The sequence below is a fragment of the Streptomyces sp. NPDC052496 genome (genome assembly GCF_040679095.1).
Taxonomy (GTDB): Bacteria; Actinomycetota; Actinomycetes; order Streptomycetales; family Streptomycetaceae; genus Streptomyces.
Window position 1 is genome coordinate 130,410 of sequence record NZ_JBFAUH010000014.1, and the last position, 26,107, is coordinate 156,516.

The 26,107-nt window shown below is 73.3% G+C and carries 25 protein-coding genes and 1 riboswitch; of the genes, 12 read left to right on the forward strand and 13 right to left on the reverse strand.

Annotated features, from left to right (window positions below; genetic code table 11):
* Positions 1 to 21 precede the first annotated feature (21 nt).
* Positions 22 to 825: an acyltransferase gene (locus tag AB0L45_RS20080; RefSeq protein ID WP_365841644.1), complete on the forward strand. Its 804-nt coding sequence runs from the start codon at positions 22 to 24 to the stop codon at positions 823 to 825.
* A gap of 21 nt (positions 826 to 846) precedes the next feature.
* Here AB0L45_RS20080 and AB0L45_RS20085 read toward each other — a convergent pair whose 3' ends face one another.
* A complete protein-coding gene (locus tag AB0L45_RS20085; protein WP_365841646.1) occupies positions 847 to 1,608 on the reverse strand; it encodes a Mut7-C RNAse domain-containing protein in 762 nt (253 codons plus the stop codon).
* Positions 1,609 to 1,828: 220 nt separating this feature from the next.
* On the opposite strand from AB0L45_RS20085, the gene AB0L45_RS20090 reads away from it, so the two are divergent.
* Entirely contained in the window at positions 1,829 to 2,764 is a 936-nt protein-coding gene (locus tag AB0L45_RS20090) for a DUF3048 domain-containing protein (RefSeq protein WP_365841648.1), read from the forward strand.
* A gap of 9 nt (positions 2,765 to 2,773) precedes the next feature.
* Here AB0L45_RS20090 and AB0L45_RS20095 read toward each other — a convergent pair whose 3' ends face one another.
* Complete coding sequence (locus AB0L45_RS20095; protein ID WP_365841650.1) at positions 2,774 to 3,520, reverse strand: GAF and ANTAR domain-containing protein; 747 nt, start codon at positions 3,518 to 3,520, stop codon at positions 2,774 to 2,776.
* Between the two features lie 99 nt (positions 3,521 to 3,619).
* Between AB0L45_RS20095 and AB0L45_RS20100 the strand changes: the two genes are divergently transcribed.
* Positions 3,620 to 3,835 (forward strand): helix-turn-helix domain-containing protein, encoded by a 216-nt coding sequence (locus AB0L45_RS20100; RefSeq protein WP_365841652.1) that lies wholly within the window; start codon positions 3,620 to 3,622, stop codon positions 3,833 to 3,835.
* A gap of 31 nt (positions 3,836 to 3,866) precedes the next feature.
* On the forward strand, positions 3,867 to 5,591 hold the full coding sequence (locus tag AB0L45_RS20105) for an ATP-binding protein (protein ID WP_365841654.1): 1,725 nt from the start codon (positions 3,867 to 3,869) through the stop codon (positions 5,589 to 5,591).
* An 86-nt stretch (positions 5,592 to 5,677) separates the two neighbouring features.
* On the opposite strand, the gene AB0L45_RS20110 is transcribed toward AB0L45_RS20105, so the two are convergent.
* Both AB0L45_RS20110 and AB0L45_RS20115 read right to left on the reverse strand, forming a co-directional pair.
* Positions 5,678 to 6,895 carry a cytochrome P450 gene (locus tag AB0L45_RS20110; protein WP_365841656.1) on the reverse strand — a complete coding sequence of 406 codons (1,218 nt, stop codon included), beginning with the start codon at positions 6,893 to 6,895 and terminating at the stop codon, positions 5,678 to 5,680.
* A 127-nt stretch (positions 6,896 to 7,022) separates the two neighbouring features.
* Positions 7,023 to 7,304, reverse strand: coding sequence for an STAS domain-containing protein (locus tag AB0L45_RS20115; RefSeq protein WP_365841658.1), 282 nt, complete (start codon positions 7,302 to 7,304; stop codon positions 7,023 to 7,025).
* 101 nt (positions 7,305 to 7,405) lie between these two features.
* Here AB0L45_RS20115 and AB0L45_RS20120 point away from each other — a divergent pair, with 101 nt between their 5' ends.
* Positions 7,406 to 7,978 carry a helix-turn-helix domain-containing protein gene (locus AB0L45_RS20120; protein WP_365841660.1) on the forward strand — a complete coding sequence of 191 codons (573 nt, stop codon included), beginning with the start codon at positions 7,406 to 7,408 and terminating at the stop codon, positions 7,976 to 7,978.
* Positions 7,979 to 8,085: 107 nt separating this feature from the next.
* The gene (locus AB0L45_RS20125; RefSeq protein ID WP_365841663.1) at positions 8,086 to 8,652 is read left to right on the forward strand and encodes a YbaK/EbsC family protein; all 567 of its coding nucleotides are present in this window, start codon (positions 8,086 to 8,088) and stop codon (positions 8,650 to 8,652) included.
* 189 nt (positions 8,653 to 8,841) lie between these two features.
* On the opposite strand, the gene AB0L45_RS20130 is transcribed toward AB0L45_RS20125, so the two are convergent.
* Positions 8,842 to 9,249 carry a CoA-binding protein gene (locus tag AB0L45_RS20130; RefSeq protein ID WP_365841666.1) on the reverse strand — a complete coding sequence of 136 codons (408 nt, stop codon included), beginning with the start codon at positions 9,247 to 9,249 and terminating at the stop codon, positions 8,842 to 8,844.
* Positions 9,250 to 9,405: 156 nt separating this feature from the next.
* Between AB0L45_RS20130 and AB0L45_RS20135 the strand changes: the two genes are divergently transcribed.
* The gene (locus AB0L45_RS20135; protein ID WP_365841668.1) at positions 9,406 to 10,026 is read left to right on the forward strand and encodes a YigZ family protein; all 621 of its coding nucleotides are present in this window, start codon (positions 9,406 to 9,408) and stop codon (positions 10,024 to 10,026) included.
* 21 nt (positions 10,027 to 10,047) lie between these two features.
* Here the strand turns inward: AB0L45_RS20135 and AB0L45_RS20140 are convergent, their stop codons facing one another.
* From AB0L45_RS20140 to AB0L45_RS20165, 6 genes are all read right to left on the reverse strand, one after another.
* Entirely contained in the window at positions 10,048 to 11,139 is a 1,092-nt protein-coding gene (locus AB0L45_RS20140) for a serine hydrolase domain-containing protein (RefSeq protein WP_365841670.1), read from the reverse strand.
* A complete protein-coding gene (locus AB0L45_RS20145; RefSeq protein ID WP_365841672.1) occupies positions 11,139 to 12,074 on the reverse strand; it encodes a hypothetical protein in 936 nt (311 codons plus the stop codon). Before AB0L45_RS20145 ends, AB0L45_RS20140 begins: the two co-directional genes overlap by 1 nt.
* On the reverse strand, positions 12,071 to 12,883 hold the full coding sequence (locus AB0L45_RS20150; protein WP_365841674.1) for a hypothetical protein: 813 nt from the start codon (positions 12,881 to 12,883) through the stop codon (positions 12,071 to 12,073). The genes AB0L45_RS20145 and AB0L45_RS20150 overlap by 4 nt, the downstream gene beginning before the upstream one ends.
* Positions 12,880 to 13,074: a hypothetical protein gene (locus tag AB0L45_RS20155; RefSeq protein ID WP_365841676.1), complete on the reverse strand. Its 195-nt coding sequence runs from the start codon at positions 13,072 to 13,074 to the stop codon at positions 12,880 to 12,882. The genes AB0L45_RS20150 and AB0L45_RS20155 overlap by 4 nt, the downstream gene beginning before the upstream one ends.
* A gap of 116 nt (positions 13,075 to 13,190) precedes the next feature.
* Complete coding sequence (locus AB0L45_RS20160) at positions 13,191 to 13,736, reverse strand: isochorismatase family cysteine hydrolase (RefSeq protein ID WP_365841678.1); 546 nt, start codon at positions 13,734 to 13,736, stop codon at positions 13,191 to 13,193.
* 1 nt (position 13,737) lies between these two features.
* On the reverse strand, positions 13,738 to 15,216 hold the full coding sequence (locus AB0L45_RS20165) for an ornithine decarboxylase (protein WP_365841680.1): 1,479 nt from the start codon (positions 15,214 to 15,216) through the stop codon (positions 13,738 to 13,740).
* Positions 15,217 to 15,592: 376 nt separating this feature from the next.
* Here AB0L45_RS20165 and fdh point away from each other — a divergent pair, with 376 nt between their 5' ends.
* The 4 genes from fdh to AB0L45_RS20185 are packed head-to-tail and all read left to right on the forward strand — an operon-like array spanning position 15,593 to position 21,279.
* Complete coding sequence (gene fdh / locus AB0L45_RS20170) at positions 15,593 to 18,841, forward strand: formate dehydrogenase (protein ID WP_365841682.1); 3,249 nt, start codon at positions 15,593 to 15,595, stop codon at positions 18,839 to 18,841.
* Entirely contained in the window at positions 18,838 to 19,803 is a 966-nt protein-coding gene (locus AB0L45_RS20175; RefSeq protein ID WP_365841684.1) for a 4Fe-4S dicluster domain-containing protein, read from the forward strand. The genes fdh and AB0L45_RS20175 overlap by 4 nt, the downstream gene beginning before the upstream one ends.
* 4 nt (positions 19,804 to 19,807) lie before the next feature.
* Positions 19,808 to 20,896 (forward strand): NrfD/PsrC family molybdoenzyme membrane anchor subunit, encoded by a 1,089-nt coding sequence (gene nrfD / locus AB0L45_RS20180; RefSeq protein WP_365841686.1) that lies wholly within the window; start codon positions 19,808 to 19,810, stop codon positions 20,894 to 20,896.
* Entirely contained in the window at positions 20,893 to 21,279 is a 387-nt protein-coding gene (locus tag AB0L45_RS20185; RefSeq protein ID WP_365841688.1) for a hypothetical protein, read from the forward strand. The genes nrfD and AB0L45_RS20185 overlap by 4 nt, the downstream gene beginning before the upstream one ends.
* Positions 21,280 to 21,547: 268 nt before the next feature.
* Here the strand turns inward: AB0L45_RS20185 and AB0L45_RS20190 are convergent, their stop codons facing one another.
* Together AB0L45_RS20190 and metE are read right to left on the reverse strand one after the other, a co-directional pair.
* Positions 21,548 to 22,123 (reverse strand): hypothetical protein, encoded by a 576-nt coding sequence (locus AB0L45_RS20190; RefSeq protein ID WP_365841690.1) that lies wholly within the window; start codon positions 22,121 to 22,123, stop codon positions 21,548 to 21,550.
* Between the two features lie 100 nt (positions 22,124 to 22,223).
* Positions 22,224 to 24,542, reverse strand: coding sequence for a 5-methyltetrahydropteroyltriglutamate--homocysteine S-methyltransferase (metE, locus tag AB0L45_RS20195; RefSeq protein WP_365841692.1), 2,319 nt, complete (start codon positions 24,540 to 24,542; stop codon positions 22,224 to 22,226).
* Between the two features lie 160 nt (positions 24,543 to 24,702).
* Positions 24,703 to 24,932: riboswitch (cobalamin riboswitch) on the reverse strand.
* Between the two features lie 277 nt (positions 24,933 to 25,209).
* Here metE and AB0L45_RS20200 point away from each other — a divergent pair.
* A complete protein-coding gene (locus AB0L45_RS20200; RefSeq protein ID WP_365841694.1) occupies positions 25,210 to 25,959 on the forward strand; it encodes an NmrA family NAD(P)-binding protein in 750 nt (249 codons plus the stop codon).
* The last annotated feature ends 148 nt before the right edge of the window (positions 25,960 to 26,107 follow it).

A 26,107-nucleotide genomic window follows, 5' to 3' on the forward strand; every position in this document is an offset into this window, starting at 1 on the left:
CGGTCTGAGTACGGTGAGCGGGTGCCGAAGAAGAACGTGTTCTCATCCGTGGCGGCGTGGCGCCGCCGGACGGTGTCCCGCGCGGTGCACCGCGGAGCGCGCTGGGTACGGGAGGCGGGCGCCGTCACCGCCGAGCGCCCCGGACCGTACCGCTTCCGGCGGATCGGCGCGGGCGCCCGGCTGGCGTACCCGCAGGGCACCGTCTTCGGCGACCCGTGGATCGAGATCGGCGAGTACTGCATCATCGCCCAGGACGTCACGCTGACCGCCGGGATGATGCCCGGCCTCGACCTCGGCGCCGACCCGATCCTCACCCTCGGCAACGGCGTCGTCCTGGGCCGCGGCAGCCATGTGATCGCCGACGTCCGGCTGACCATCGGCGACGACTGCTTCTTCGGCCCCGGCGTGTACGTCACGACCACCAACCACAGCTACGACGACCCCGAACTGCCGGTCGGCAAGCAGTGGCCGCGCAGCGAGCCCGTCGCCGTCGGTCCGGGCAGCTGGGTGGGGACCGGCGCGGTGATACTGCCGGGCGCCCGGCTGGGCCGCAACGTGGTGGTCGCGGCCGGCGCGGTCGTACGGGGCGAGGTGCCCGACCACTCGGTGGTGGCCGGGGCGCCCGCCAGGGTCGTCCGCTCCTGGGATCCCGAAGCGGGGTGGCAGCCGCCGCTGCGCACCCCGGCGCCGGTACCGGTGCCCGAAGGCGTGACGTCCAGGGAACTCATGGCCCTGGCCGCGCTGGAGGCCGGCCCGGACGGCGCGCCGGCGGGCGAGCCGGGGCGCGCCACGCCGGTCTCCGGGGCGGCCGCCGACGCTTCCTGAGGGCCGGGCCCGGAGAGCGGCTCAGCCCTGTGCGGCAGAGCCGCCCCGGGCCGCCGCCGCGCCGCCGAACTCGCGTACCGCGGCGTCGACGACCGCCTCCAGCCGGGCGTGGTGCGCGCCGTGCCAGTACACGCGGTCGCAGACGGTGCACTGGGCGAACACGTCGTACGTACGCCGCGTACCGCCCTCCAGCCGCTCCTCGACCGTGCCCTTCTCGGCCTCCTCCAGCAGGCCGTTGCAGGCGGTGCACCGGGTCCACGGCGCGAGCCGCGGCGCGAACCGGCCGAGTACGTCGCGCAGTTGCTCGTCGGGGCGGTCGCTGTAGACGTACGCCCCCGCCCAGTTCTCGCGCCGCCGCAGCAGACCGCGGTCCCGGGACAGCAGCACCCGCCGCTCGGCTGCCGACCGCGCGGCCAGGGCCGGATCGCCGATGTCCGCGCTCTCGTACGCCGCGTCCACACCCAGCAGCCGCAGCCGCCGTGCGAGGGTGCCCAGGTGCACGTCGAGCAGGAACCGCAGCGGGGCGCCCGGCACCTCCTGCGGCCGCCGGACCGCGCACACCTCGACCGACTCGCCGTCCCGCGGCACGTGCGAGACCGGCACCTCCCGCCCGTCCACGAGCAGGCGGCCCACCTCGGTGAGCGGGACACCGAGCGATTCCACGACGTGTCCGAGGGTGGAGGTTCCGTCGGTGCGCAGGGCGGTGCGGCCCTGGCGGCGGTCGGCGGAGACGAAGAGCCGCAGCTCGGGGGCGACAGTGAAGTGGATCTCGGGTCGGTTCACGCCGCCAGGATGCCATCGCGGCGCGCGGCGGTGCGTACCGGGCCGCCTTGGGCGGAAACCGGACACCCGCGCCGCCTGCGCCCTCTCGCCACCCGGCCGTTCCTGTGGTGTCCTCGACGGACGGGGCGGCACGGACGGGAGGACGGCGGTGCGCGCGCAGGGACGTACGAGGGGACGTACGGGGAGACGTACGCGGGGACTTACGGCGCCGGCCGGGGCGGTGCTGCTCTGTGCCCTGCTGGCCGGCGTGACCAGCGGCTGTCAGCAGAGCGGCACGCCCGCGGGGCACTCGCCGTTCACGGGAAAGGCCGCGCGGGCCGCCCCGGTACTCGCCGTGAAGATCGACAACGTCCGCGCCGCACGTCCCCAGACGGGCCTCGACGCCGCCGACATCGTCTACGTGGAACGGGTCGAGTCGGGGCTGTCGCGACTGCTGGCCGTCTACTCCTCGCGGCTGCCGCCGGCCGTCGGCCCCGTACGCAGCGCCCGCGAGTCGGACCTCGAACTGCTGCGCCAGTTCGGCCGCCCCGCCTTCGCCTACTCCGGTACGCAGGCGAAGCTGGAACCCGCCGTCGAAGCAGCACCGCTGTACCCGCTGCCGCCGGGCAGGACCGGTGCGGCCTACTTCCGCGGCCAGGACCGCGCGGCGCCGCACAACCTCTACCTCCGCCCCGAACGCGCCCTGAAAGCGGCACCCGGCGCGAGCACCGCCCACGACATCGGGTTCCGCTTCGGCGCCGCGCCGAAGGGCGGCCGCAACACGCCGTCGTACACGGCCCGTTACCCGGCCGCCCGCTTCACCTTCGCCTGGTCGGCGCAGCGGCAGGGCTGGCTGGTGTCCATGGACGGCACTCCTGCCAAGACGGCCTCGGGGCAGCGGCTCGCGGCCCCCACGGTCGTCGTCCAGGGCGTGAGGATCCGCCCCTCGCGCTACCACGACCGCTGGGGTGCCTACTCCCCGTACACCGAGACCACCGGCTCCGGACCCGCCCGGGTGCTGCGTGACGGCAAGGCGTACCAGGCCCGTTGGTCGCGGCCGTCCCCCGGCGGCGGCACGGACTTCACCACGGAGTCGGGCGCACCGCTCACCTTCGCGGCCGGCCAGGTGTGGGTGGTGTACGTACCGGAGGAAGCGGTGCGCGGCGGGGCCGGGTAGCGGGCGGGATCACCGCGGCAGGGTGCCGGGGGCCGGCGGTGGCCACGGGCCGTCGGGCCGGTCGACCAGGGCGCGGGCGAGGTCGGGCACAGGGGAGTGGTGCAGCTGGGCCTGGGCGCCCAGCACCTCGGAGGCGGCTTCCGGGGACAGGCCGAGACGTGCGGCGAGGATGCCCTTGGCCTGTTCGATGACGATGCGGGAGCCGAGGTTCTTCCGCAGGCGTTCGGCGCGCAGTGTCCGGGCCCAGAGCAGCAGCAGGCCGAGGGTGGCCGCGTGCGCCAGCTTCCGGGCACGCTCCTGGTGGTGCGGGGACAGCAGTCCGGTGCTGCGGCGGTAGAGGTTGACGACGCCGACGGAGTGTCCGAGGTGGCGCATCGGCTGGGCCCACATAGCCCGATAGCCCGCGGCCACCGCCCGCACGGTCGGTCCGGGCCAGCGCGGGCAGGCGGCGGAGAGGTCCGCGACGCCGCACGGGCGGCCGGTGAACAGGGCCTCGACGCACGGGCCCTGCCCGGTGCCGGCCTCGTACAGCTCCACCTCGCGCAGGGCCGGGTCGGAGCTCGCGGTCACCTCGACGCGGTGACCGGCGGGCCGGGCGTCCGCGGTGGCGCCGGGGGCCGCGGGGTTCAGCAGCATGACACCGGCGGCGTCCACGGGCAGCAGTTCGACGCAGTACGTGGTCAGGCGCCGGGTGAGCGAGGCCGGGGTGGCTCCGCCGCGGACGTCGGTCAGGTCCGAGAGCGCCGCACTGAACACGAGGTGGTGCGCGTCGGGTGCGGGGCTGTCGGGTGCGGGGCCGTTGGGTGGTACGGCGGCGGGGCCGTCGGGTGGTACGGCGCCGCCGGACGCGCACTGGTGGAGTTCCTCGCGACCACCCCGGGCCGGACCTTCTCCGTCACCCAGCTGCTCGACCAGGTATGGGACAGGGACGGCTGGCAGACACCGGCCACGGTCGCCGAACACGTCTACCGGGTACGGCGCAAACTGTCGGCCACCGGCGTCCGTACGCCACGGATCACGACCGTACGCGGCTTCGGCTACCGGCTCGACATCGCGGCCCAGGACTCCTGAGCGCGCACGGGAGGGGACGAGGAGGAGGCCCATGACTCCCGACTACCGCGCGCTGTTCGACGCCACCCCCTCGCCCTGCCTGGTCCTCGACGCCGGGCTGCGCATCGTCGAGGTCAACCAGGCGTACCTGTCCGCCACCCACACCGACCGCCGGGCCCTCATCGGCCGCCCGATGTTCGACGCCTTTCCCGACAACCCGGCCGACTCAGCGGCGGACGGCGTGCGCAACCTGAGCCGTTCACTGCGCAACGTGCCGGCCACCGGCCGGCACGACGTCATGGCGCTCCAGCGGTACGACATCCTGGCCGACCCCGGCGGGACGTTCGAGGAGCGTTACTGGAGCCCGGTCAACGCCCCGGTGCTCGACGCCGACGGTACGGTCACCCACATCGTCCACCGGGTCGAGGACGTCACCGCCTTCGTCCTCATGCGCCGCCCCGGACAGCACCCGCAGCCGGACGCCGCGGCCGAGCGGGAGCGGGCCGAGCGCGCGGAGCGGATGGAGAGCGACCTGTTCGCCCGCAGCCGCGAGGTCCAGGAGGTCAACCAGCGGCTGCTGCGCGCCAACGAGGCACTGACCGCCGCCGGCCGGACCCTGCGCGTGCAGCAGCAGGCCAAGGACCGCTTCATCGCCACCCTCTCGCACGAACTGCGCAACCCCCTGGCCGCCCTCCAGGCCGCCGTCGAACTCCTCGCCCTCGACAGCCCGGCCGGCCACCCGGCCCTCGCCGTACTGCAACGCCAGCTCACCCAGATGATCCGGATGACCGACGACCTGCTGGACACGGCCAAGGCCCTGACCGGCCGTCTCCACCTGGACAGGGAACGCCTCGACCTGCGGGCCGTCATCGCCACCGCCGTCCACGACATCCGGCCCGAATACGCCCGCAACCACCGCGAGCTGCGGATCTCGCTCCCGCCCCGGCCGGTGCCCGTCGACGGCGACCGTGTCCGGCTCGCCCAGATGACCGCCAACCTGCTCAGCAACGGCTGCAAGTACACCCGGCCCGGCGGGACGGTGGCCGTCGTGCTGGAGACGGCGGACGCGCCGGGCGGCGGCGGCCAGGCCGTGACGACGGTCAGCGGCGACGGCATCGGGTTCGGGCCGGCCACCGCCGAGACCCTCTTCGAAGCCTTCGTGCGGGCCGCCGAGGGCGCCGGAACCGGGGCGGGCGGGCTCGGCCTGGGACTGCCGATCGTCCGCGGCATCGCCGAACTGCACGGCGGGACGGTACGGGCGCACAGCGACGGCCCCGGCACCGGCGCGAGCTTCTGCGTACGGCTCCCGGTCGCCCCGTCCGCCCCGGACCCCGGCCGGCCGACGGACGAGGCGGCCCCCGCCGTGCCGCGTCCGCCGCTGCGCATCCTGGTCATCGAGGACAACACCGACCTCGCCACCGCCTACCGGGCCCTGCTGGAACAGCACGGTGACGCGGTCACGGTCAGCCTCACCGGCCGCGACGGCCTGGCCGCCGCCCACGCCGCGCCGTACGACCTGGTCCTCAGCGACCTCGCCCTGCCCGACGTGCACGGACACGAGGTCGCCCGCCGACTGCGCGAGAGTCTTCCGCCCGGCCGCACCCGGCTGATCGCCGTCTCCGGCTTCAGCCAGGACGCCGACCGCGCCCGGTCGGCACGCGCCGGCTTCGACGCCCACCTGGCCAAGCCGCTGACCCGCGCCGCCCTCGACCGGCTGCTGGCCCGCTGGGTGGCCGATCCGACGCCCTGGCCGCAGGGGCCGACCAGGGACCACTGACCACTGCCCCTGATCACTGCCCTTGACCACTGCCCCTGACCATGACCACTGACCACTGACCACTGACCACGGCCCGGCGTGGTTCCTCAGACCTCCACCAGCAGCTCCTTCAGCCCCCGGATCACGAAGTTCGGCCTGCGCTCCGGGGTGGCGGCCAGGCGCAGGGACGGCGCCCCGCGCAGCAACGCGGCCAGCGAGGCGGTCAGTTCGAGACGGGCCAGGGCGGCGCCGATGCAGTAGTGGGTGCCGGCACTGAAGGAGAGGTGCGGATTGTCCCTGCGGGTGAGATCGAGTTCGTCGGGCCGGGCGAAGACCGCCGGGTCGCGGTTGGCCGAGCCGAAGAGCAGCGCCACCTCGCTGCCGCGCGGCACGACCGTACCGTCGATCTCGATGTCGTCCAGCACCCAGCGTTCGAAGAGCTGGAGCGGTGTGTCGTGACGCAGCAGCTCCTCGACGGCCGTGGGCAGCAGGCCGGCCGGATCGGCGCGCAGGGCCGCTAGTTGCGCCGGGTGGCGGAAGAGCGCGTACCAGCCGTTGACCGTGGCGTTGACGCTCGCCTCGTGCCCCGCGTTCAGCAGCAGGGCACAGGTGGAGACCATCTCCTGCTCGCTGAGCGACTCGCCCTCGTCGTACGCGGCGATCAGCCCGGAGACCAGGTCGTCGCCCGGCGCCGCCCGCCGAGCGGCGATCAGCTCCCGCAGATACGCGGAGAACTCACGGGAAGCGGCGACCGCCCGCCGTGCCGTACCGGCCGACGGATTCAGCTCGTACATGCCGCAGATCGCGGCCGACCACGGCCGCAGCAGGTGCCGGTCGCCCTCCGGTACACCGAGCATCTCGGCGATCACCGCGACCGGCAGCGGCTCCGCGACCCGCGCCTTGAGGTCCCCGCCGCCGTCCACGACCAGGTCCCGCACCAGCCGGTCCGCCAGCTCCGCGACGTACGGCCGCAGCCGCTCGACCGTACGGGGCGTGAACGCCTTCGCGACCAGGCGGCGGATACGGGTGTGGGCGGGCGCCTCCAGGTCGAGCATCCCGTTGTCGTTGAGGACGTGGAACGGCTCGTGCTCCGGCGGCGGCGCGCTGCGTCCGAACTCCTCGTGCGTGAAACGGTGCCGGTAGGTGCGGCCCAGCCGGCGGTCGCGGAGCAGGGCCGAGATGTCCGCATGATGCGGGACGAGCCACTGGTCGGAGGGTTCGAAGCGGTGCACCCGACCGCGGGCCCGCAGTTCGGCGTAGGCCGGGTACGGGTCGGCGACGAAATCCGGTGACCAGGGATCGAAGATTGCCGGCACTCCATCCATGCGCGGACGCTAGCCGCCTACGCCCCGGTACGGCCACCCCCGGCGCCGCCCGGACGGGGCCGGCGGCGGACAACCGGGAAGGTCAGGGACGGCGGGCGGTTGCGCGGAGCCGGCTGGGCTGGCCGCCTCAGTTACGGGTGCGGGCCCGGATACGGCGCCGGTGACCGAAGGCGTGCAGCCGCTCCACGAAGTGCAGACCCGCGGAGTCCATGAAGGTGACGTCCGCGATGTCCAGGGTGACGCTGCTGGTCATGGGCGGCAGCCCGGCCAGGGCCTGGTCGAGAAGGCTGACGGAGGCGCAGTCGATCTCCCCTCTGGGGCTGAGGACGGCCCGGTCGCCGTGCAGGCGGGTGCGGACCGTCAAGATGTTCAGGAAGTCCGGGCCAGACAGTTCTGTCTCAGAGGCCATGCCCTTACCGTGTCAGGGTCGGACGAGCCTGTCCACAATCACCACCACGTTGTCAGGGGGACACGATGGCTCCAGGGGACGCGACGGCCGCCGGAACCACGGTGCCGGCAGTCCGTCCGCCCGCCCAGGCACGCGAGCGCATCCTTGAGACGGCCTACGAGCTGTTCTCCCGGCGGGGCATCCGCGCGGTCGGCGTCGACGAGGTGATCGCCCGCTCCCGGGTGGCCAAGGCCACGCTCTACCGCAACTTCCCCTCGAAGGACGCCCTCGTGCTGGCCTTCCTCGAACGCCGCGAGGAGCGCTGGACCCGGGGCTTCGTGGAGGCCGGCGCGCGGCGGCGGGGCGCGGACCCGGAGGAACGGCTCCTGGCCGTCTTCGACGTGTTCGACGAGTGGTTTCGCCGGCCCGACTTCGACGCCTGCGCCTTCATCAACGTCCTGCTCGAAATGGGCTGGGAGCACCCGCTGGGCAAGGCGAGCATCGGCCACCTGGAGAACATCCGCACCGTCGTGCGGACCCTCGCCGAGGAGGCCGGGCTCCGGGACACCGAGAACTTCGCCCGTTCCTGGCACATCCTCATGAAGGGCTCGATCATCTCGGCGGCCGAGGGCGACACCGAGGCCGCCCGGCGGGCGCAGGACATGGCCCGCACGCTCATCGAGCGGCACCGCTGAGACGCCGGGCGCCGCGGTGCCGTCCCGTGTGCGCAGGGCCGTGCTCACCCCGCTCACCAGCTGAGACGGCCCGTCGTACGGTCCGGGCGGACTGTTAGCTTGGCGCCATGCCCGAGCCCATGGACGCCTTCGACGGCATACGGCCCGCCACGGCCTGCCTGGACCTGCTGACCGGCCCGGTCGCCGCCGCGATCCGCGGCTGGCAGGGCACCGTACCCGTCGAACAGTTCCACTACGTGGACACCGACCCCGCCATCGCGGACACCGCCGTCCTCGTCGAGCACCACGGCCCGTGGCTCCTGGAACAGTCGGCGAACTGCGTCGTCGTCGCGGGCAAGCGCGGCGGCGCGGTCACGCTCGCCGCCTGCGTGGTCCTCTCGCACACCCGGGTCGACGTGAACGGAGCCGTACGGCGCCGACTCGGCGCCCGCAAGGCATCCTTCGCCCCCATGGACACCGCCGTCGGCGAGACCGGCATGGAGTACGGCGGCATCACACCGATCGGGCTCCCCGAAGGCTGGCCACTGCTCCTGGACGCCGCCGTGGCGGACACCCCGTCCGTGCTCATCGGCAGCGGCAGCCGCCGCGGCAAACTCATCGTCCCGGGCAAGGCCCTCGCTGAACTCCCCGGCGCCACGGTGCTCGACGGGCTGGGGACGGTGCCGGGGGAGTAGGACGGGCGGTAACGGTGCCCCGCGCCTGCGGCGAGGACGGCGAACGGGCCGCGGCCTGGCTCGCAGCCCGCGAGAACGTCACCGCGAGAGCCCGTACGCCCCGTATGCTCCGTATGCCCCGGACGGACCGACCGGATGATCGACCGCGCGCCCTGAGAGCCGGCGGCACAGCCCCGAACGCAGCGCCCTTCAGCCCAGCCGGGGTATCTCGATGGCCGGACAGCGGTCCATCACCATGTCCAGGCCGGCGCCCCTGACCCTGTCGTACGCCGCCTCGTCGATGACACCGAGCTGGAACCAGACGGCCTTGGCGCCGATGCCCACCGCCTCGTCGGCGAGGGCACCCGCGGCGTCGCTGTTGACGAAGACGTCCACGACGTCGACCGGGAACGGGATCGCGGCCAGGGACGGGTAGCCCTGTTCGCCGTGGACCGGTTCGGCTTTCGGGTGCACCGGGACGATGCGCTTGCCGTAGCGCTGAAGGACGCCGGCGACGCCGTACGCGGCGCGGGCGCGGTTGGTGGACAGGCCCACGACGGCCCAGGTGTCGCCGGTGTCCCGCAGGATCCTGCGGATCGTCGCCGGATCGCCGTACACAGTTGCCTCCCGTAGGTCGGGCCGGGGCCCGTCGGCCGGGGCCGCGCCCGGCGGCCGTCTTGACCGGAGAACGTGCGCGAGGTGCTGAGGATTCCCGCTGACGCCGGTCGCGTACGCCGGGTCACGGGTGGTTCCGGTGGCGCATAGGCTGGCCTGATGCAGGAGCAGTATCGGACTCTCGCGCGCGAGGGTGTTCACGAGATCGAGATCAACAAGTCCCGCTTCATCTGTTCGCTCGCCCCCGTCGCGACCGAGGCCGAGGCGCAGGACTTCATCGCGCGCGTGCGCAGGGAGCATCCCACGGCGCGGCACAACTGCTTCGCGTATGTCCTCGGGGCCGACGGCGGGGTGCAGAAGGCGAGTGACGACGGGGAGCCCGGGGGGACGGCGGGCGTTCCCATGCTGCAGATGCTGGTGCGCCGCGAGGTCCGGTACGTCGTCGCGGTGGTCACCCGCTACTTCGGCGGCATCAAGCTGGGGGCCGGCGGGCTGATCCGGGCGTACGGGGGTGTCGTGGGGGAGGCCCTGGATGCGCTCGGCACGGTCACCCGGCAGCGTTTCCGGCTGGTCACCGTCACGGTCGATCACCAGCGCGCGGGGCGGGTGGAGAACGACCTGCGGACCACCGGCCGGGCCGTGCGCGAGGTGACCTACGGGGCCGACGTACGCATCGAGGTGGGGCTTCCGGAGTCCGACCTGGAGGCGTTCCGGGGCTGGCTGGCCGATACGACGGCGGGCTCGGCGGGGCTGGAGGTGGGCGGGGAGGCGTACGGGTAGGCGGGCCGCCGACCGGGGCTCTCAACTTGTACGGATCTGGTCCGTCAGTGTGTCGTACGCCCGCTGGACCAGGGGGTTTCCATGGCCCGACGAGCAGTTGGCCAGGGCTACCAGCGCGGTGCCGTGCCGCGGGCTGAATCCGGCGAAGGCCGTGCAGCCGCGGGTACCGCCCGAGTGGTGATACAGGCGTGAGCCGTCGGGGCGGGGCCGGATGTTCCAGACGAGGGCGAGCTGTGCCGTACCGCGCGGCACGACGAGCCGGGGGCGGACGACGTCCTCCAGGGCGGTGCGCATGGGGGCGGACGGCACGCCGGTGACGGCGGCCGTGCCCGGTTCGAGCAGCGCCTCGATGAGCGTGAGGAGATCGCGCGCGCTGGCGCGTACGGCGCCCGCGCCGGGCAGGCCCGGGATGCGGAAAGGCGGCCGGGGCCGGCGGTGCCAGTAGCCGGTGACCTGGGTGACGCCGGGTGGCGGGTCGGGCGAGGCGCCGGAGTCGTGCAGGCCGAGCGGGCGCAGGACGCGGCAGGCGAGCAGGTCCTCGTACGGCAGCCCGCCGGACGCGCCGCACAGGGCGTGCCCCAAGAGGCCGACGCCGAAGTTCGAGTAGTGCACCCGGGTGCCCGGCCGGCACCGCGGCCGGGTGCGGGCCAGCGCCCGCAGGACGTCCGCGCGCGTGAAGGCGGCGTAGGGATTCGAGAGGAGCCGGCGGGCACCGGAGCGCAACAGCCCCGGAGGCAGCCGGGGCAGGCCCGAGGTGTGGGTGGCCAGGTGGGTGAGGGTGATCTCCGTGCCGCGTACGGGGACGCGCGTGCCCGGCGGCAGGAAGCGGGCGGCGGGGTCGTGGTGGCCCGCGTCGCCCCTGGCGGCCAGCTCGGCGAAGAGCAGGGCGGTGAACGCCTTGGTGAGCGAGCCGATTTCGAAGCGGGTGGACGGCTCGACCGGCACGCCGCCCTCGAACGCGGTGCTGCCCCGGACGGCGAAGCACCGCTGCCCGCCCCGGTACAGACCGACGGCGACGGCGCTCGCGCCGGGGGCCGCCGACAGCAGCGCTTCGAGCGCGGCGCGCACCGGGGCGGGTTCCCCGGCGTGGGCCGCGGCCGGCGTGCCGGTCATCACGTACCGGGCCGTGCCGGGGCGTCCAGCGCCCGGGTGAGGGCCGTGGTTCCCGCGACGACGGCCACGACGGTGGGGTGCTGGTGGGCGTCGAAGCGCTCGGCCGCGTCACCCTCCACGGGCTCGTCGTCGCGGGGCACCAGCCCGTCGTCGTGCTGGACGGCGGCCAGCCGGTGCCAGTCGTCGGCCTCGGTGCGCGGCTCGGGCAGGCAGGTGCCGATGATCATCAGCTCGGCCATGAGGTCCCAGTGGCCGGTCTCCGCCCAGATGTCGGTCCAGGCCGGCAGCCACCGGGTGAGGTACTCCGCGAGGTCCGCCGGCACCCCGTCGGGCAGCCGCCCCCAGTCGGTGAGGTGGAAGACGGTGTGGGTGACGGCGTACGCGGTCAGCCAGTCGATGTGCCAGGGCTCGGGCAGCGCGCCGAGCCAGGTGTCCCGGGTCAGGCCCGCCCAGTCGTGGGCTCCTGGGCCGTGGTCGAACCCGACGACGCGTACGGCGTTGGCCACCGCGAGCCGCCGGTTGGGGACGTGTTCCACGGCGTGCGTCGACCGCAGCGTGACGGTGTGGGCGATCAGCCGGTCCAGCTGCGGGACCTGGTAACCGCCGCGGGCGAAGTGGGAGTATGTCTCGATGGGGTCGGTCTTGAGGGGATGCCGCAGCAGCCGCTCGTACAGGAGCGAGCCTTCGCCCAGTTGCTGCCAGCAGTACTCCAGCAGCTCGCGCGCGAGGGCGAGTTCGTTCGTACCGGCGACGCCGCTCCGTAGGACCAGGGACGCGGCGAGCGTCGTTTCGCCGATCGCCTTGTAGGCGTCCGCGTCGTCGAGGAGGTCGGCGCGGGGGATGTCGGAGAGCGCCCCGTACTCGCGGTTGGCGTGCAGCCAGGTCAGGGCGCGGGAGCTGATGTCGTGCGCGGTACGCGCCGGGGCGGTGCTCATACGGGCTCCAGGCCGAGCAGCCGGCGGGCGATCGCGGTGTCCAGGGCCGCGCGGTCGCTGCCGCCGAACAGGGGGGTGTGTTCCGTCAGGGGCGCGGGGTCGAAGGGCACGGGGACTCCTTCGGCGTGCAGCCAGGCCAGCCAGCGGGTGATGCGCGCGGCGGTCGGGAAGTCGCGCCGGAGCGTGGCCCGGGTGGCACCGCGGGCCAGCGCCAGAACGCCGGACTTGGCGGCGGCGTGCACGGGCCCGTCCAGTCCCGGCAGGGCGAGCGAGGCCAGCTTTCCCATGCGTATGGACCAAGGCACCCAGCCTTCCCGTATGCCACTGCCCGCGGTCTCGGTTCCGGATGCGGTGAGCGGCATGCGTCGCGGCGCGTCGTCGTCACACCGGGGAGGGCCTTGGGGGAGGGGCGCCGCCCGCACGGGAGAGCCGGCGGGGTCGACGCGTGCCAGGACCGTGACGAGGCCCCAGTCGACCCAGGCCATGGTCCACGCCGCCTCGGCTCCCTCGGGCGGTGCCGGGGGAGGCGGCTCGGCCGGCGGCAAGGCACTCAGTGCCAGACCGATGGCGGATGTCTCACCGGGCGGCGGGCTCTGACCGGTCAGTACATACGGTGCGAGGACATCCGCTCCCACGATGCGGACCGCGCCCAGCGCCACGGCCGGGTCGCCGCCTGCCTCCACGCCCGAGGCTTCGACATGGTCCGCGGCCACAGTGGCGCCCCCGGCACCGCGCAGGGTGCCGAGGGCGCGACGGGCCAACTGGTCGGCCGATTCGCTGTGGGCGGTGCGTGAGCGCTCGGTGGTCACCGGCGCTTCGTTTCCTTCGGCTCCTTGGGCGAGAGGAGGAGGCCCAGCGCCAGAACGCCCCATCCGCCGCCGACGGCTTCCGGTGTGGGAATTGGCGCGTCGCTCAGCGGCGCTTCGGGCTGGGCCGCCACCCACCCGAGTGCTTCCTTGTCGAGGGTGAGGCCGGTGGGCTGGAGAGTCTGGGCAAGCATCATTCGCTCCCTCGAAGAGATGTCATCACCAAGGTCCGGTGATGCCCCCGATGCCACCTCCCAAAGTACTCCTAAGTCGACATATCGACCATTCGGGTGCGAAGGGGTGCCACGGCTCACCCGAACAGCTTCTCCGCCCTCGAATCCGTCACGTCCGCGCCCATGTTCCGCTCCATCATCCGCAGGGCGGCGTCGGCGAGATCGGCGTGGATGTGGGCCACCGCGTCACGCGGGACCGTGACCTCCAGGTGGCGGATGTGCGCGTCGAGGGCCGAGTACAGCACGCACTGCTCGGTCACCTGGCCGCAGAGCACTATCCGCCCGATGCCGTGCTGGCCCAGCAGGTACTCCAGCGGCGTCTCGTAGAAGATCGAGTGCCGGGCCTTGACCACGAACAGCGAGGCGTCGTCGGGGCGCAGCGGCTCCACCAGGTCGGCGTGCGGACCGTCCAGCGCCGTACGCAGGATCTCGTCGTGGTGCGAGCGCCACCGGCCGAAGTTGTCGTTGACGTAGATGACTTCGACGTCCGAGTCCTTCGCGCGCGCCCGCTCCAGCACGCGCAGCATGCCGGGCAGCGCGTCGCGCACCGACGGCAACAGCTGCTCGGCATCCTCGTGTTCGTACGTGTTGATCATGTCGATCACGATGAGCGCCGTACGCATGTCAGCCGTTCCCTTCCACGAGCACCCGAATGGTCTTCAGTTCGGGGTCGGCCGCGTCGGGCACGTTCATCCCGGCCCGCACCCCGCTCGTCAGGTAGCGCACCACCGGCTCGTCGAGCCGTTCGCCGGGCAGCGCGGCCGGGATGCCCGGCGGATAGGGCGTCAGCATCTCGGCCACGATCCGGCCGGCCGCCGCGTCCGCCGGTACGTCTTCGACCTCGCCGAAGTAGGCGTCGCGCGGCAGGCACACCTGCTCCAGCCGCAGTTCGCCCGGCGTCGGCACCTCGACCTCCGGGACCGGCCGCAGGTCCGCGGCGTGCCGCGACAGGTCGCGCAGGGCGTCGAGCAGCATCCCGGCGGTCGTGTCGTCGTCGCCGTGGGTGAGCTGGGCACTGATCCGCCGGTGGTCGGCGAGGTGGGCGTCGATGGAGCGGTGCTCGCGCAGCCAGTCGGCGGCCCGGTAGCCGGACGTGCCCAGTCCGCTGACGTCGATCACCACGGGCAGCGGGTCGAAGTCGTCGGCCAGCCCCGGACCGCAGAAGTCGGCCCGGTCGTTGACGTGCAACCCGTCGATCCGCTCGATGTCGGCCCGTACCCGCGCGGCCAGGTCCAGGGCCCGCCCGATGAGATCCCGGCCCCGCAGGGCCATCTGCCGCCGCCAGCCGTCCAGACCGGCGTACAGCAGCACCGAAGGGCTGGTCGTGTCGAACAGGTCCGCCCGGGACTTCAGCACGGTCGGCTCGATCAGGTCGCCGCCCAGGTGGAACACCGAGCCCTGCTCCAGCCCGCTGCCCATCTTGTGAATGCTCGTCACGCAGACGTCGGCCCCGGCGTCCATCGCCCAGGACGGCAGGTCCGGGTGGAAGGGCAGGTGCGCGCCCCACGCCTCGTCCACGATCAGCGGGCGCCCACGCCGGTGGCACACTTCCGCCAGCGTGCTCAGGTCCGCGCACGCGCCGTACGGCGTGGGGCTGGTCACCAGCGCCCCGCGGGCGTCGGGATGCTCCTCGAAGGCCCGCTCGAACGCCTCCACCGACGGCGGATGGGCGATCCGGCGCTCCGCGTCCCACTGCGGGTCCAGCCAGATCGGCCGGACGCCGGACAGGATCAGACCCGACACCACGGACTTGTGCGCGTCCCGGCCGACCAGCAGCTTCTCGTGCGGCCCCGCGACGGACAGCATCGCCGCCTTGACGGACAGGGAACTGCCGCAGGTCGAGAAGAACGTGTGCGAGGCGTGCACCGCGTCCGCCATCAGCGCCTCGGCCCGCTCCAGCACCCGGCCCCGGCTCAGCCGGTCGTCCAGGCCGCCGGAGGCCAGCAGATCGCCGAGGAAGACCGCGTCGCCCAGCACTTCCCGCACCATGGGGTCGGCGCCGCGGGCCTGCTTGTGCCCCGGCGGGGTGAAGGAGACCTCCCCGGCCTCCCGATAGCGGGCCAGCGCCTCCAGGACCGGTGCCTGCGTGTGATCGACAGCCATGCGCCAGGGGTTCCCCGGGCCCGGACGGGTCAATCACCGCACCGCCCGATTCCGCCCGTGGCGCCGCTCACCCGTACGGCGACGGACGGGCGCGTACTCACCCGTACGGCAAGCACGCGGGCGCGCCGGCGGCGGCACCGGCCGGGCGCACCGCGACTCCGTTGGATCTTCGCCGGTCCGTACGGGTTTCCCCGGCCCGGCCCGGGGAACCCGCCCTCGCACCGCCGGTCGGGCACCGGCGGCACCGGCCCGCCGCCCCGGTGCCCCGCTTGCCGCCCCCGCTCGCAGCCAGGGCTCCGGCGGGCGAGCCTTTGAGGAGGCACCCGCCGCCGGGGCACCCGCCGTGGCAGACCGCAGACGCGCTGGAGGAAGAGCGATGGGCGTGCGCAAACGGGTTCGCGACTGGCCCGTGTACCGGCAGCTGACCGGGGGCGACCCGCTGGGCCGTGGCCGCGCCGCGATGTCGCCGTACACGGAGCGGCTGCGCCCCCGCACGGACTCCGCCGACCGGATGGTGCGCTCCGTCTGCCCGTACTGCGCGGTCGGCTGCGGCCAGCAGGTGTACGTCAAGGACGAGAAGGTCGTCCAGATCGAGGGCGACCCGGACTCACCCGTCAGCCGCGGCCGGCTCTGCCCCAAGGGCTCGGCGACGCTCCAGCTCACCACCGGGTCCTCCCGCCGCCACCAGGTGCTCTACCGGCGCCCGTACGGCACGGACTGGGAGCCGCTGGACCTGGAGACGGCCATGGACATGGTCGCCGACCGGGTCGTGGAGACCCGCCGCCGCACCTGGGAGTGGGAGTCCGACGAGGGGCTCTGCACGGCACGCACGATGGGCATCGCCAGCCTCGGCGGCGCCACCCTCGACAACGAGGAGAACTACCTCATCAAGAAGCTGCTGACCGGCCTCGGCGTGGTCCAGGTGGAGAACCAGGCCCGGGTCTGCCACAGCTCCACCGTCGCCGGCCTCGGCACCTCCTTCGGACGCGGCGGCGCGACCACCTTCATGCAGGACCTCCAGCACGCCGACTGCATCGTCATCCAGGGCTCCAACTTCGCCGAGGCGCACCCCGTCGGCTTCCAGTGGGTGATGGAGGCCAAGGCCCGCGGCGCCCGCGTCATCCACGTCGACCCCCGCTACACCCGGACCAGCGCCCTGGCCGACCTGCACGTCCCCCTCCGGGCGGGCAGCGACATCGCGTTCCTCGGCGGCATCATCAACCACGTACTGACCGAGGAGAAGGACTTCCGCGAGTACGTCCTGAACTACACCAACGCCGCCACCCTGGTCGGCGAGGACTTCCGGGACACCGAGGACCTGGACGGCGTCTTCTCCGGCCTGGACCAGGACGGATCCCACTACGACACCCTCAGCTGGCAGTACGAGGGCGTCGATGTCCAGGCGCCGTCGGGCGAGGTCGACGAGCTGTACGAGAAGCGCGTCCAGGAGGCCGGCGGCTCCGAGACGCACGGCTCCGGCGGTGCCCGCACCGGACAGCAGGCGCCGCGCGACGAGACCCTGACCCATCCGCGCTGCGTCTACCAGATCCTCAAACGCCACTACGCCCGCTACACCCCCGACATGGTCGAGCGGATCTGCGGGGTGCCGCGGGAGACGTTCCTGCGGGTGTGCGAGGAGCTGACCGCCAACTCGGGCCGCGACCGCACCAGCGCCTTCTGCTACGCGGTGGGCTGGACCCAGCACTCGGTCGGCGCGCAGTACATCCGGGCCGCCGGCATCCTGCAACTGCTCCTCGGCAACATCGGCCGGCCCGGCGGCGGCATCCAGGCGCTGCGCGGCCACGCCTCCATCCAGGGCTCCAGCGACATCCCCACCCTCTTCAACCTGCTGCCCGGCTACCTGCCGATGCCGCACGCCCACGCGCACGAGGACCTGGACACGTTCGTCGAGGCGACCCGTACGGTCAAGGGCTTCTGGGGCGACATGCGGGCCTACTTCGTCAGCCTGCTCAAGGCGTACTACGGCGACGCGGCCACCGCCGACAACGACTTCTGCTTCGGCCACCTGCCCCGCCTGACCGGCGCGCACGCCACGTACGAGACCGTCATGGCCCAGCTCGACGGCGTCTGCAAGGGCTACTTCCTGATGGGCGAGAACCCCGCCGTCGGCTCCGCCAACGCCCGCCTGCAGCGCCTGGGCATGGCCAACCTGGAGTGGCTGGTCGTCCGGGACTTCTCGCTCATCGAGTCGGCGACCTGGTGGCAGGACGGTCCCGAGATCGACACCGGCGAACTGCGCACCGAGGACATCGGCACCGAGGTCTTCTTCTTCCCGGCCGCCGCGCACACCGAGAAGTCCGGCTCCTTCACCAACACCAACCGCTGGGTGCAGTGGCACCACACGGCCGTCGAACCCGAGGGCGACGCCCGCAGCGACCTGTGGTTCATGTACCACCTCGGCCGGCGCATCAAGGCGAAGTTGGCCGCCTCCACCGACCCCATGGATCGGCCGGTACAGGACCTGACCTGGGACTATCCGGTGGAAGGGCCGTTGCGGGAACCGGTCGCCGACGCCGTGCTCGCCGAGATCAACGGAACCGGCCCGGACGGCGCCCCGCTGAGCGCGTACACCGAGCTGAAGGACGACGGCTCGACGCGGTGCGGCTGCTGGATCTACTGCGGCGTGTACGCGGACGGCGTCAACCAGGCGGCCCGCAAGAAGCCGCACACCGAGCAGGACTGGGTCGCCGAGGAGTGGGCCTGGGCCTGGCCCGCCAACCGCCGCATCCTCTACAACCGCGCGTCGGCCGCCCCCGACGGCACCCCGTGGAGCGAACGCAAGGCGTACGTGTGGTGGGACGCGGCCGAAGGCCGGTGGACCGGCCACGACGTCCCGGACTTCATCCCCGACCGTGCACCCGGCTACGAACCGCCGGAGGGCGCGACCGGCCCCGACGCGCTGCGCGGCGACGACCCGTTCATCATGCAGGCCGACGGCAAGGGCTGGCTGTACGTACCCGCAGGCCTGGTGGACGGGCCGCTGCCCACCCACTACGAGCCGCAGGACTCCCCGTTCGGCAACGCCCTGTACCCGTCCACACCGCGCTCACCGGTCCGCCGCCTGCACCCCCACGAAGGCAACCGCTACCACCCCAGCGGCGACGAACCCGGCGCCGGTGTCTACCCGTACATCGTCACCACCCACCGGCTCACCGAACACTTCACCGCGGGCGGCATGAGCCGCTGGTCGCCCTACCTCGCCGAACTCCAGCCGGAGATGTTCTGCGAGATCTCGCCGCAGCTCGCCGCCGAACGCGGCCTGGAACACCTGGGCTGGGCCACCATCATCACCGCGCGCAACGCCATCGAGGCGCGCGTCATGGTCACCCGCCGGATCGCGTCCCTGACCGTCCAGGGCCGTACGGTCCACCAGATCGGCCTGCCCTTCCACTGGGGGCCCAACGGCGTGGTCAGCGGCGACGCCGCCAACGAACTGGTGGCCATCGCCCTCGACCCCAACGCCCACATCCAGGAGGACAAGGCGCTCACCGCCGACATCCGGCCCGGCCGCCGGCCGCGCGGCCCCGAGCTGCCGGAGCTGGTCGCGGCCTACCGGCGGCGCGCCGGCATCGACGAGACCACTGGAACGGAGCCACGCGCGTGACCGACCACCTGACCGGCACCCACCTGCTCAGCGGCGTCGAGCCGGACCCGGCCGGAGACGCCGGACACTCCGCGGCACCGCCCCGGACGGGCTTCTTCACCGACACCTCGGTCTGCATCGGCTGCAAGGCCTGCGAGGTGGCCTGCAAGGAGTGGAACGCCCTGCCGGAGGACGGGCTGTCCCTCTCGGGCATGAGCTACGACAACACGCAGGGGCTGGGGGCCTCGACGTGGCGGCACGTGGCCTTCATCGAACAGCCGGTGCCGTCTCCCGAAGGGCGTACGGAACTGCCGTTGGCCGACGGGACGGACACCGACGGCGCGCGCACGGCAAGCGACACGGCGGACTCCGGCGGCGAACTGCGCTGGCTGATGGCCTCCGACGTGTGCAAGCACTGCACGCACGCCGCGTGCCTGGACGTCTGCCCCACCGGCTCGCTCTTCCGCACCGCATTCGGCACCGTCGTCGTCCAGGAGGACATCTGCAACGGCTGCGGCTACTGCGTACCCGCCTGCCCGTACGGCGTCATCGAACAACGCCCCTCCGACGGCCGCGCCTTCAAGTGCACCCTGTGCTACGACCGGCTCGGCGCCGGGCAGGAACCCGCCTGCGCCAAGGCGTGCCCGACCGAGTCCATCCAGTACGGGCCGCTGGACGAACTGCGCGAACGGGCCGCGCTCCGCGTCGACCAGCTGCACGCCGCAGGCGTCACCGACGCGCGGCTGTACGGGCACGAGCCCACCGACGGCGTCGGCGGGGACGGCGCGTTCTTCCTGCTCCTCGACGAACCCGAGATCTACGGGCTGCCACCGGACCCCGTCGTCACCACCCGCGACCTGCCCGCCATGTGGAAACACGCGGGCGCCGCGGCGCTCACGCTGGCCGGCGGCGTCGCGCTGGCGTTCGCCGGGCCCGCGCTGAAGCACCTCGGCAGTGCCACCGTCCGCAAGGGAAGGCGATGAACGGATGAACCGTTCCGATGTGACCCGCGAGGGCTCCGAGGGCGGGCGCCCGGGGCGCGACGCCGCGCCGGAGATGCTGCGGGGCGGGCCGGGCGCCGACGGGCGAGGACGGCGCAAGGGCGGCAGACGTGGCCGGGGCGGGCGCGGCGAGCAGCTGATGGCGCCGCCCGCCGAGTTCGCGTCGTACTACGGCAGACCCGTCATCAAGGCGCCCGCCTGGCGCGCCCGGGACATCGCCGGCTACTTCTTCCTCGGCGGGCTGGCCGGTGCCGGATCGGTGCTGGCCGCCGGAGCGCACGCGACCGGACGCACCGCCACCGCCACCGCCATGAAGGTCTCCTCGCTCGCGGCGGTCACCCTGTCCACCGCCGCGCTCGTCAACGACCTCGGCAGGCCGAGCCGGTTCGGGAACATGCTGCGGGTGCTCAAGCCGACCTCGCCGATGAGCGTCGGCTCCTGGCTGCTGGCGGCCTACGGGCCCGCCGCGGGCGCCGCGGCGGCTTCCGCGGTCACCGGGCGGCTGCCCCGGGCGGGCGCCGTGGCGACCGGCGCCGCCGCGCTCCTCGGACCGGCCGTCGCCACCTACACCGCGGTCCTCGCGGCGGACACCGCCGTCCCCGCCTGGCACGGCGCGCACCGCGAACTCCCGTACCTGTTCGCGGCGTCGGCGACGGCCGCCGCCTCCGGCATGGCGCTCGTCGTCGGCCCCGTACGGGAGACCGCGCCCGCCCGCTGCGCCGCGGTACTGGCCGCGGTCGCCGACGAAGCGGTCACCAAGGCCGCCGAACGGCGCCTCGGCATGGTCGCGGAGACCTGGCACCAGGGGCGGGCCGGCACACTGCTCCGTACGGCGCGGACGCTCACCGCGGCCGGTGCCGCCGTGGGTGCCGCGTGCGGAGGCCGGTCCCGCACGCTGGCGGCCGCGGGCGGCCTGGCCCTGCTGGCCGGCTCCGCCTGCACCCGCTTCGGGATCTTCGCGGCCGGCATCGCCTCCGCCGAGGACCCCAAGTACACCGTCGTACCCCAACGGGCGGCCAAGGAAGCCCGCCGCACCCCACCGAAGCACAGCGCGGAGAGGACACAGCCCACATGACCCGCACACCCCACAACGCCGAGCCGGCCGAGGTCGTGCTCAGCGCACAGTCCACGGCCGACGCCGAGACCGTGCTCAGCACCCTGCGCAGCTGCTTCGCCTCCGACCGGGCCGACGGCGACACCGCGCACGACCAGCGGAAGCAGCCCGGACACCCGACGGTCTGGACCGAGACGTTCGAGACCTCGGAAGTGCGCGGCGACGTCCGGCCGAACGCGGACCTGTCCGCCGCCGTCACCGCCGACCTCCAGGGCAGCCACCTGGCCGTGGACCGGCTGCGGGACGTGCTGACGCGCGCGTTCTCCGTCCGTACGGAAGGCACGGTCTCGGGCGACCAGGAGGTCGAGCTGCAGATCGTCCTGGAGAGCGCGGAGAAGAGCTGACCGCTCCTCGGAACGGCCCCCTGTCGCTGCCACGGGCGGGCGCGGAGCAGCCTCAGTCCTGCTCCGCGCCCGCCCGCTCTGCGACCGGAACCCTCACCCCGGCGGCACGCCAGGGCCCCTCAGCCCTGGCCGTGTGTGCGGCCGTCGGCCGCCGGCCGTACGAAGACTCTCGCAGGGGCGCCGAAGACCGGCAATCGTGGCCTGTTGCCAATGTCCGCGCATCTTTCCCCGCGCCGTTGCCAACGTTGCCAATCCGCCGACGCGCCGGTCAGCCGCTGTTCCCAAGCCCCTGAGCGGTGGCCCGCGCCCTTCGCGCCTCGACCTGTTCGGCGGTCATCGGTGCCTGGATGTGGTACACGTCGCCGACCCGCAGACGGTCCGGTGTGAGGAACTCGCCGTAGCAACTGACGACGCAGACGGAGACCTGGGACTCCGGCTGCCAGAACATCCGGTAGTGCGGCGCGTTCCACGGATCCGGGACCTCCACCAGCGGAACGCCGCGCCGTTCCAGCAGCCGCCGCAGCTTCTCGAACCGCAGCCTGGGAGCGAAGCGCCCGTACCGGGCGCGGATCGCCTCGTCGACATGGTCACGACTCCGGTGGGCCAGCCTGTGCACCTGCAAGGTGAAATGGTGACCCGTCCAGGGCGCGTCACCGGATGCGCGGTCCCAGAAGAATTCGGGCAGGGCATAGGAATAGCCCAGGCTGTGCTCACTGAACAGGTTCTCACCGAAGTCCGGCCCCAGTACCTCGGCCACGCGGCCGGGCGCATCGGTGTGCCGCAGGCCGAGAACGGTACCGGTGGTGACGACGTCCAGGTAGAACGCCAGGGAATACGGGGTCAACTGCGGTTCCTCGGTGCGTCGCGAAAAACAGCAGTTTACGGAACATTCTGCCGCGGGCCGTCCGCCGCCCGCCTCCGGCGGCGGACGGCCCGCCACCGCGTCAGGACGAGGGCAGCTCCGCCCGCACCGTGCGTGCGGCCGCGACGAGGTTCTCCAGGGACGCGCGGGTCTCGGGCCAGCCGCGGGTCTTCAGGCCGCAGTCCGGGTTGACCCACAGGCGCTCGGCCGGGATGGCGTCGAGGCCCTTGCGCAGGAGGCTCGCCGCCTCCTCGGCGCTCGGCACGCGCGGCGAGTGGATGTCGTACACGCCGGGGCCGGCCTCCCGCGGGTAGCCGTGTTCCGCCAGTTCGCGGGCCACCTGCATGTGGGAGCGGGCGGCCTCCAGGCTGATCACGTCGGCGTCGAGGTCGTCGATGGCCTGGACGATGTCGCCGAACTCGGCGTAGCACATGTGCGTGTGGATCTGCGTCCGGTCCCGCACCCCGCCGGTGGTGAGGCGGAACGCCTCGGTGGCCCAGGCCAGGTAGGCCGCCCGGCCGGCGGTGCGCAGCGGCAGCGTCTCGCGCAGGGCCGGTTCGTCCACCTGGATGACCCGGGTACCGGCCGCCTCCAGGTCGCCGACCTCGTCGCGCAGGGCCAGCGCCACCTGGCGGGCGGTGTCGGCGAGCGGCTGGTCGTCCCGGACGAAGGACCAGGCGAGCATGGTGACCGGGCCGGTCAGCATCCCCTTGACGGGCCGGTCGGTGAGCGACTGCGCGTACGTCGTCCACCGCACCGTCATGGGCTCGGGCCGCGAGATGTCTCCGGCGAGGACCGGCGGGCGGACGTACCGGGTGCCGTACGACTGGACCCAGCCGTGCTGCGTGGCGAGGTAGCCGGTCAGCTGTTCGGCGAAGTACTGCACCATGTCGTTGCGTTCGGGCTCGCCGTGCACGAGGACGTCGATGCCCGCCTCCTCCTGGAAGGAGAGCACCTCGCGGATCTCGCTCTTGACGCGCTCCTCGTACCCGGCCGTGCCGATCCGCCCCGCGCGCAGGTCGGCCCGGGCGGTGCGCAGTGCGGCGGTCTGCGGGAAGGAGCCGATGGTGGTGGTCGGCAGCAGGGGCAGGCCCAGGTGGGCCCGCTGGGCGGTGGCCCGCTCGGCGTACGGTGCCGAGCGGCGGCCGTCGGCGTCGGTGACGGCGGCGGCCCGGGCCCGTACGGCGGGATCGTGGGTGATCGCGGAACCGGCGCGGGAGGCCAGGTCCGCGCGGTTGGCGGCCAGTTCGGCGGCGATCGCGTGGGTGCCCTGCGCGAGGCCGCGGGCGAGGGTGGCGATCTCGCTGCACTTCTGCCGGGCGAACGCGAGCCAGCGCAGCACCTGCGGGTCGATGTCGCGCTCGGCAGTGGCGTCGAGCGGTACGTGCAGCAGGGAGCAGGAGGCGGCCACATCGACCTGACCGGCCAGGCCCAGCAGCGTACCGAGCGTGGCCAGCGACTTCTCGTAATCGTTGAGCCAGATGTTGCGGCCGTTGACGACCCCGGCGACCAGCCGCTTGCCGGGCAGGCCGCCCGCGGCGGCGAGCGCGTCCAGATTGCCGGCGGCGGCCTCGGTGAAGTCCAGCGCGAGACCGTCGACGGGGGCCTTGGCGAGCACCGGCAGGGCCTCGCCGAGCTGGTCGAAGTACGAGGCGACCAGCAGCTTCGGGCGGTCGGTGAGGGTGCCGAGGACGCGGTAGGCGCGCTCGGCGGCGTGGAGTTCGGCCGGGGTGCGGTCCTGCACCAGAGCGGGCTCGTCCAGCTGCACCCACGCGGCACCGGCCGCGCGGAGGTCGGCCAGGACCTCCGCGTAGACGGGCAGGAGCCGGTCGAGCAGGGTCAGCGGATCGAAGCCGGCGGCGACGCCGGGGGCGGGCTTGGACAACAGGAGGTAGGTCACCGGGCCGACGAGGACCGGGCGCGGCGCCAGCCCGAGCGCGAGCGCTTCGCGCACCTCGCCGGTCTGCTTGCCGGAGTCGGTGGTGAAGACCGTGTCGGGGCCCAGTTCGGGGACGAGGTAGTGGTAGTTCGTGTCGAACCACTTGGTCATCTCCAGCGGCGCCACGTCCTGCGTGCCGCGCGCCATCGCGAAGTATCCGTCCAGGGCGTCGGCCGCGACGGCGGCGCGGTGCCGTTCCGGGACGGCACCGACCATGACGCTGGTGTCCAGCACGTGGTCGTAGAACGAGAAGTCACCGGTCGGTACCTCGTGGATGCCGGCTTCGGCCAGCTGCTGCCAGTTCGCACGGCGCAGGTCCCGCGCGGTCTCCTGAAGGGCGTCCGCGCTCACGCGGCCCTTCCAGTACCCCTCGACGGCCTTCTTCAGTTCCCGGTGCTGTCCCTGGCGGGGGTAGCCGTACACGGTGGCCCGTGCTGCCGCGGCTGCGGGCTTCGCTGTCACGGAACTCTCCTTCGCGAGCGTGATCTTCTCCGAGCCCGGTGACGGGACGAGAACGCGAAGGAAGGACGCACCCGGCGAGCCGCACGGCGCCGGACGGCACCCGTGCTCGCTCCTGTGGTCGCCGACCCGCCCTCGAGGTCACCGGACGCCGCGCACGTATGGACGTACGCGGGCAACGGGCAGGTCTTCGGACTCGCGAGCACGCCTGCCGGACCTTCGCCCGGCGGACACCTACTGGCCGTCGCTTCCCGGATCCGCGGCCCGGATCCAGTGCGTATGACGGCGGTCGTTCCCGCTCACCGCTGCGGGGCAGTCCCGGATTCCCACCGGGTTCCCTCTTGCGACGCGCCTGCCTGGCGAGCAGGGCGAACCAGCTGCACCGCACAGCGTAGATCCAGCACGCCCCGTACGGACACCCCTGCTCACATGGCGGTACGTGAGATGAGACACCGGGGGAGAAGCGCGCGGGGCGGCTGTACGGCGAGCGCCCGGCCGGCCTGCCGACCGGGCGATGTGTCCGGTTCGGTGCTCACCGGGCCGGCCGGGCCTGCGGACACAATGGGACTCGTCTCCCGGCGAACTGGCCCAGCGCGCCCGCCTGCGCGTGCCACGGCAGTCCTGACACCTGCACGCCCCCGAGGCGTCATCAGCGCGAGGAGCGAACGACGTGAAGATCGTGGTCATCGGAGGCACCGGCCTCATCGGCGGCACCGTGGTCGGCAAACTCGGCGAGCGCGGGCACGAGGCGGTGGCCGCCGCGCCGGGCACCGGCGTCGACACCCTCACCGGCGAGGGCCTGGCCGCCGCGCTGACCGGGGCCCAGGTGGTCGTGGACGTGGCCAACTCGCCCTCCTTCGAGGCATCGGCGGTGCTCGACTTCTTCACCACCTCCACCCGCAACCTGCTGGCCGCCGAGGCGAAGGCGGGCGTGACGCACCACCTGGCGCTGTCGATCGTCGGTGTCGACGGCCTGCCCGACAACGGCTACTTCCAGGCGAAGCTGACCCAGGAGCGCCTGATCAGGCAGGGGCCGGTCCCGTACTCGATCGTCCGGGCGACGCAGTTCTTCGAGTTCGTCAGGGGCATCGCCGACACCGCCACCGAGGGCGACACCGTGCGCGTGGCGCCCGTGCTCTTCCAGCCCATGGCCGCCGAGGACGTCGCCGAGGCGGTGGCCGCGACCGCGGTGGCGGCCCCGCTGAAAGGCGTCACCGAGGTGGCCGGCCCCCAGCAGTTCCGCTTCGACGAACTCATCGCCCGCGCCCTGCGTGCCTGGCACGACCCGCGCAAGGTGGTCACCGACCCGCACGCCCGCTACTTCGGCTCCGAACTGGCGGAGCGCAGCCTGGTTCCCGCGGAGGGCCACGCCCGCCTGGCCGCGACCCGCTTCGAGGACTGGCTGCGGGCGTCCGCCTGAACACGGCAGGTGGCTGCGCGCAGGTACGCGGGGTGCGTGGGACCTGATGAAGTGGTCAGCCATTCATTGACAGGTGCTCTGCACGGGTGTTTGAGTCGGGCTCGCCACGGGGCCCGCGAAGCCCTGGCCACGGCGACCGGACAGCACG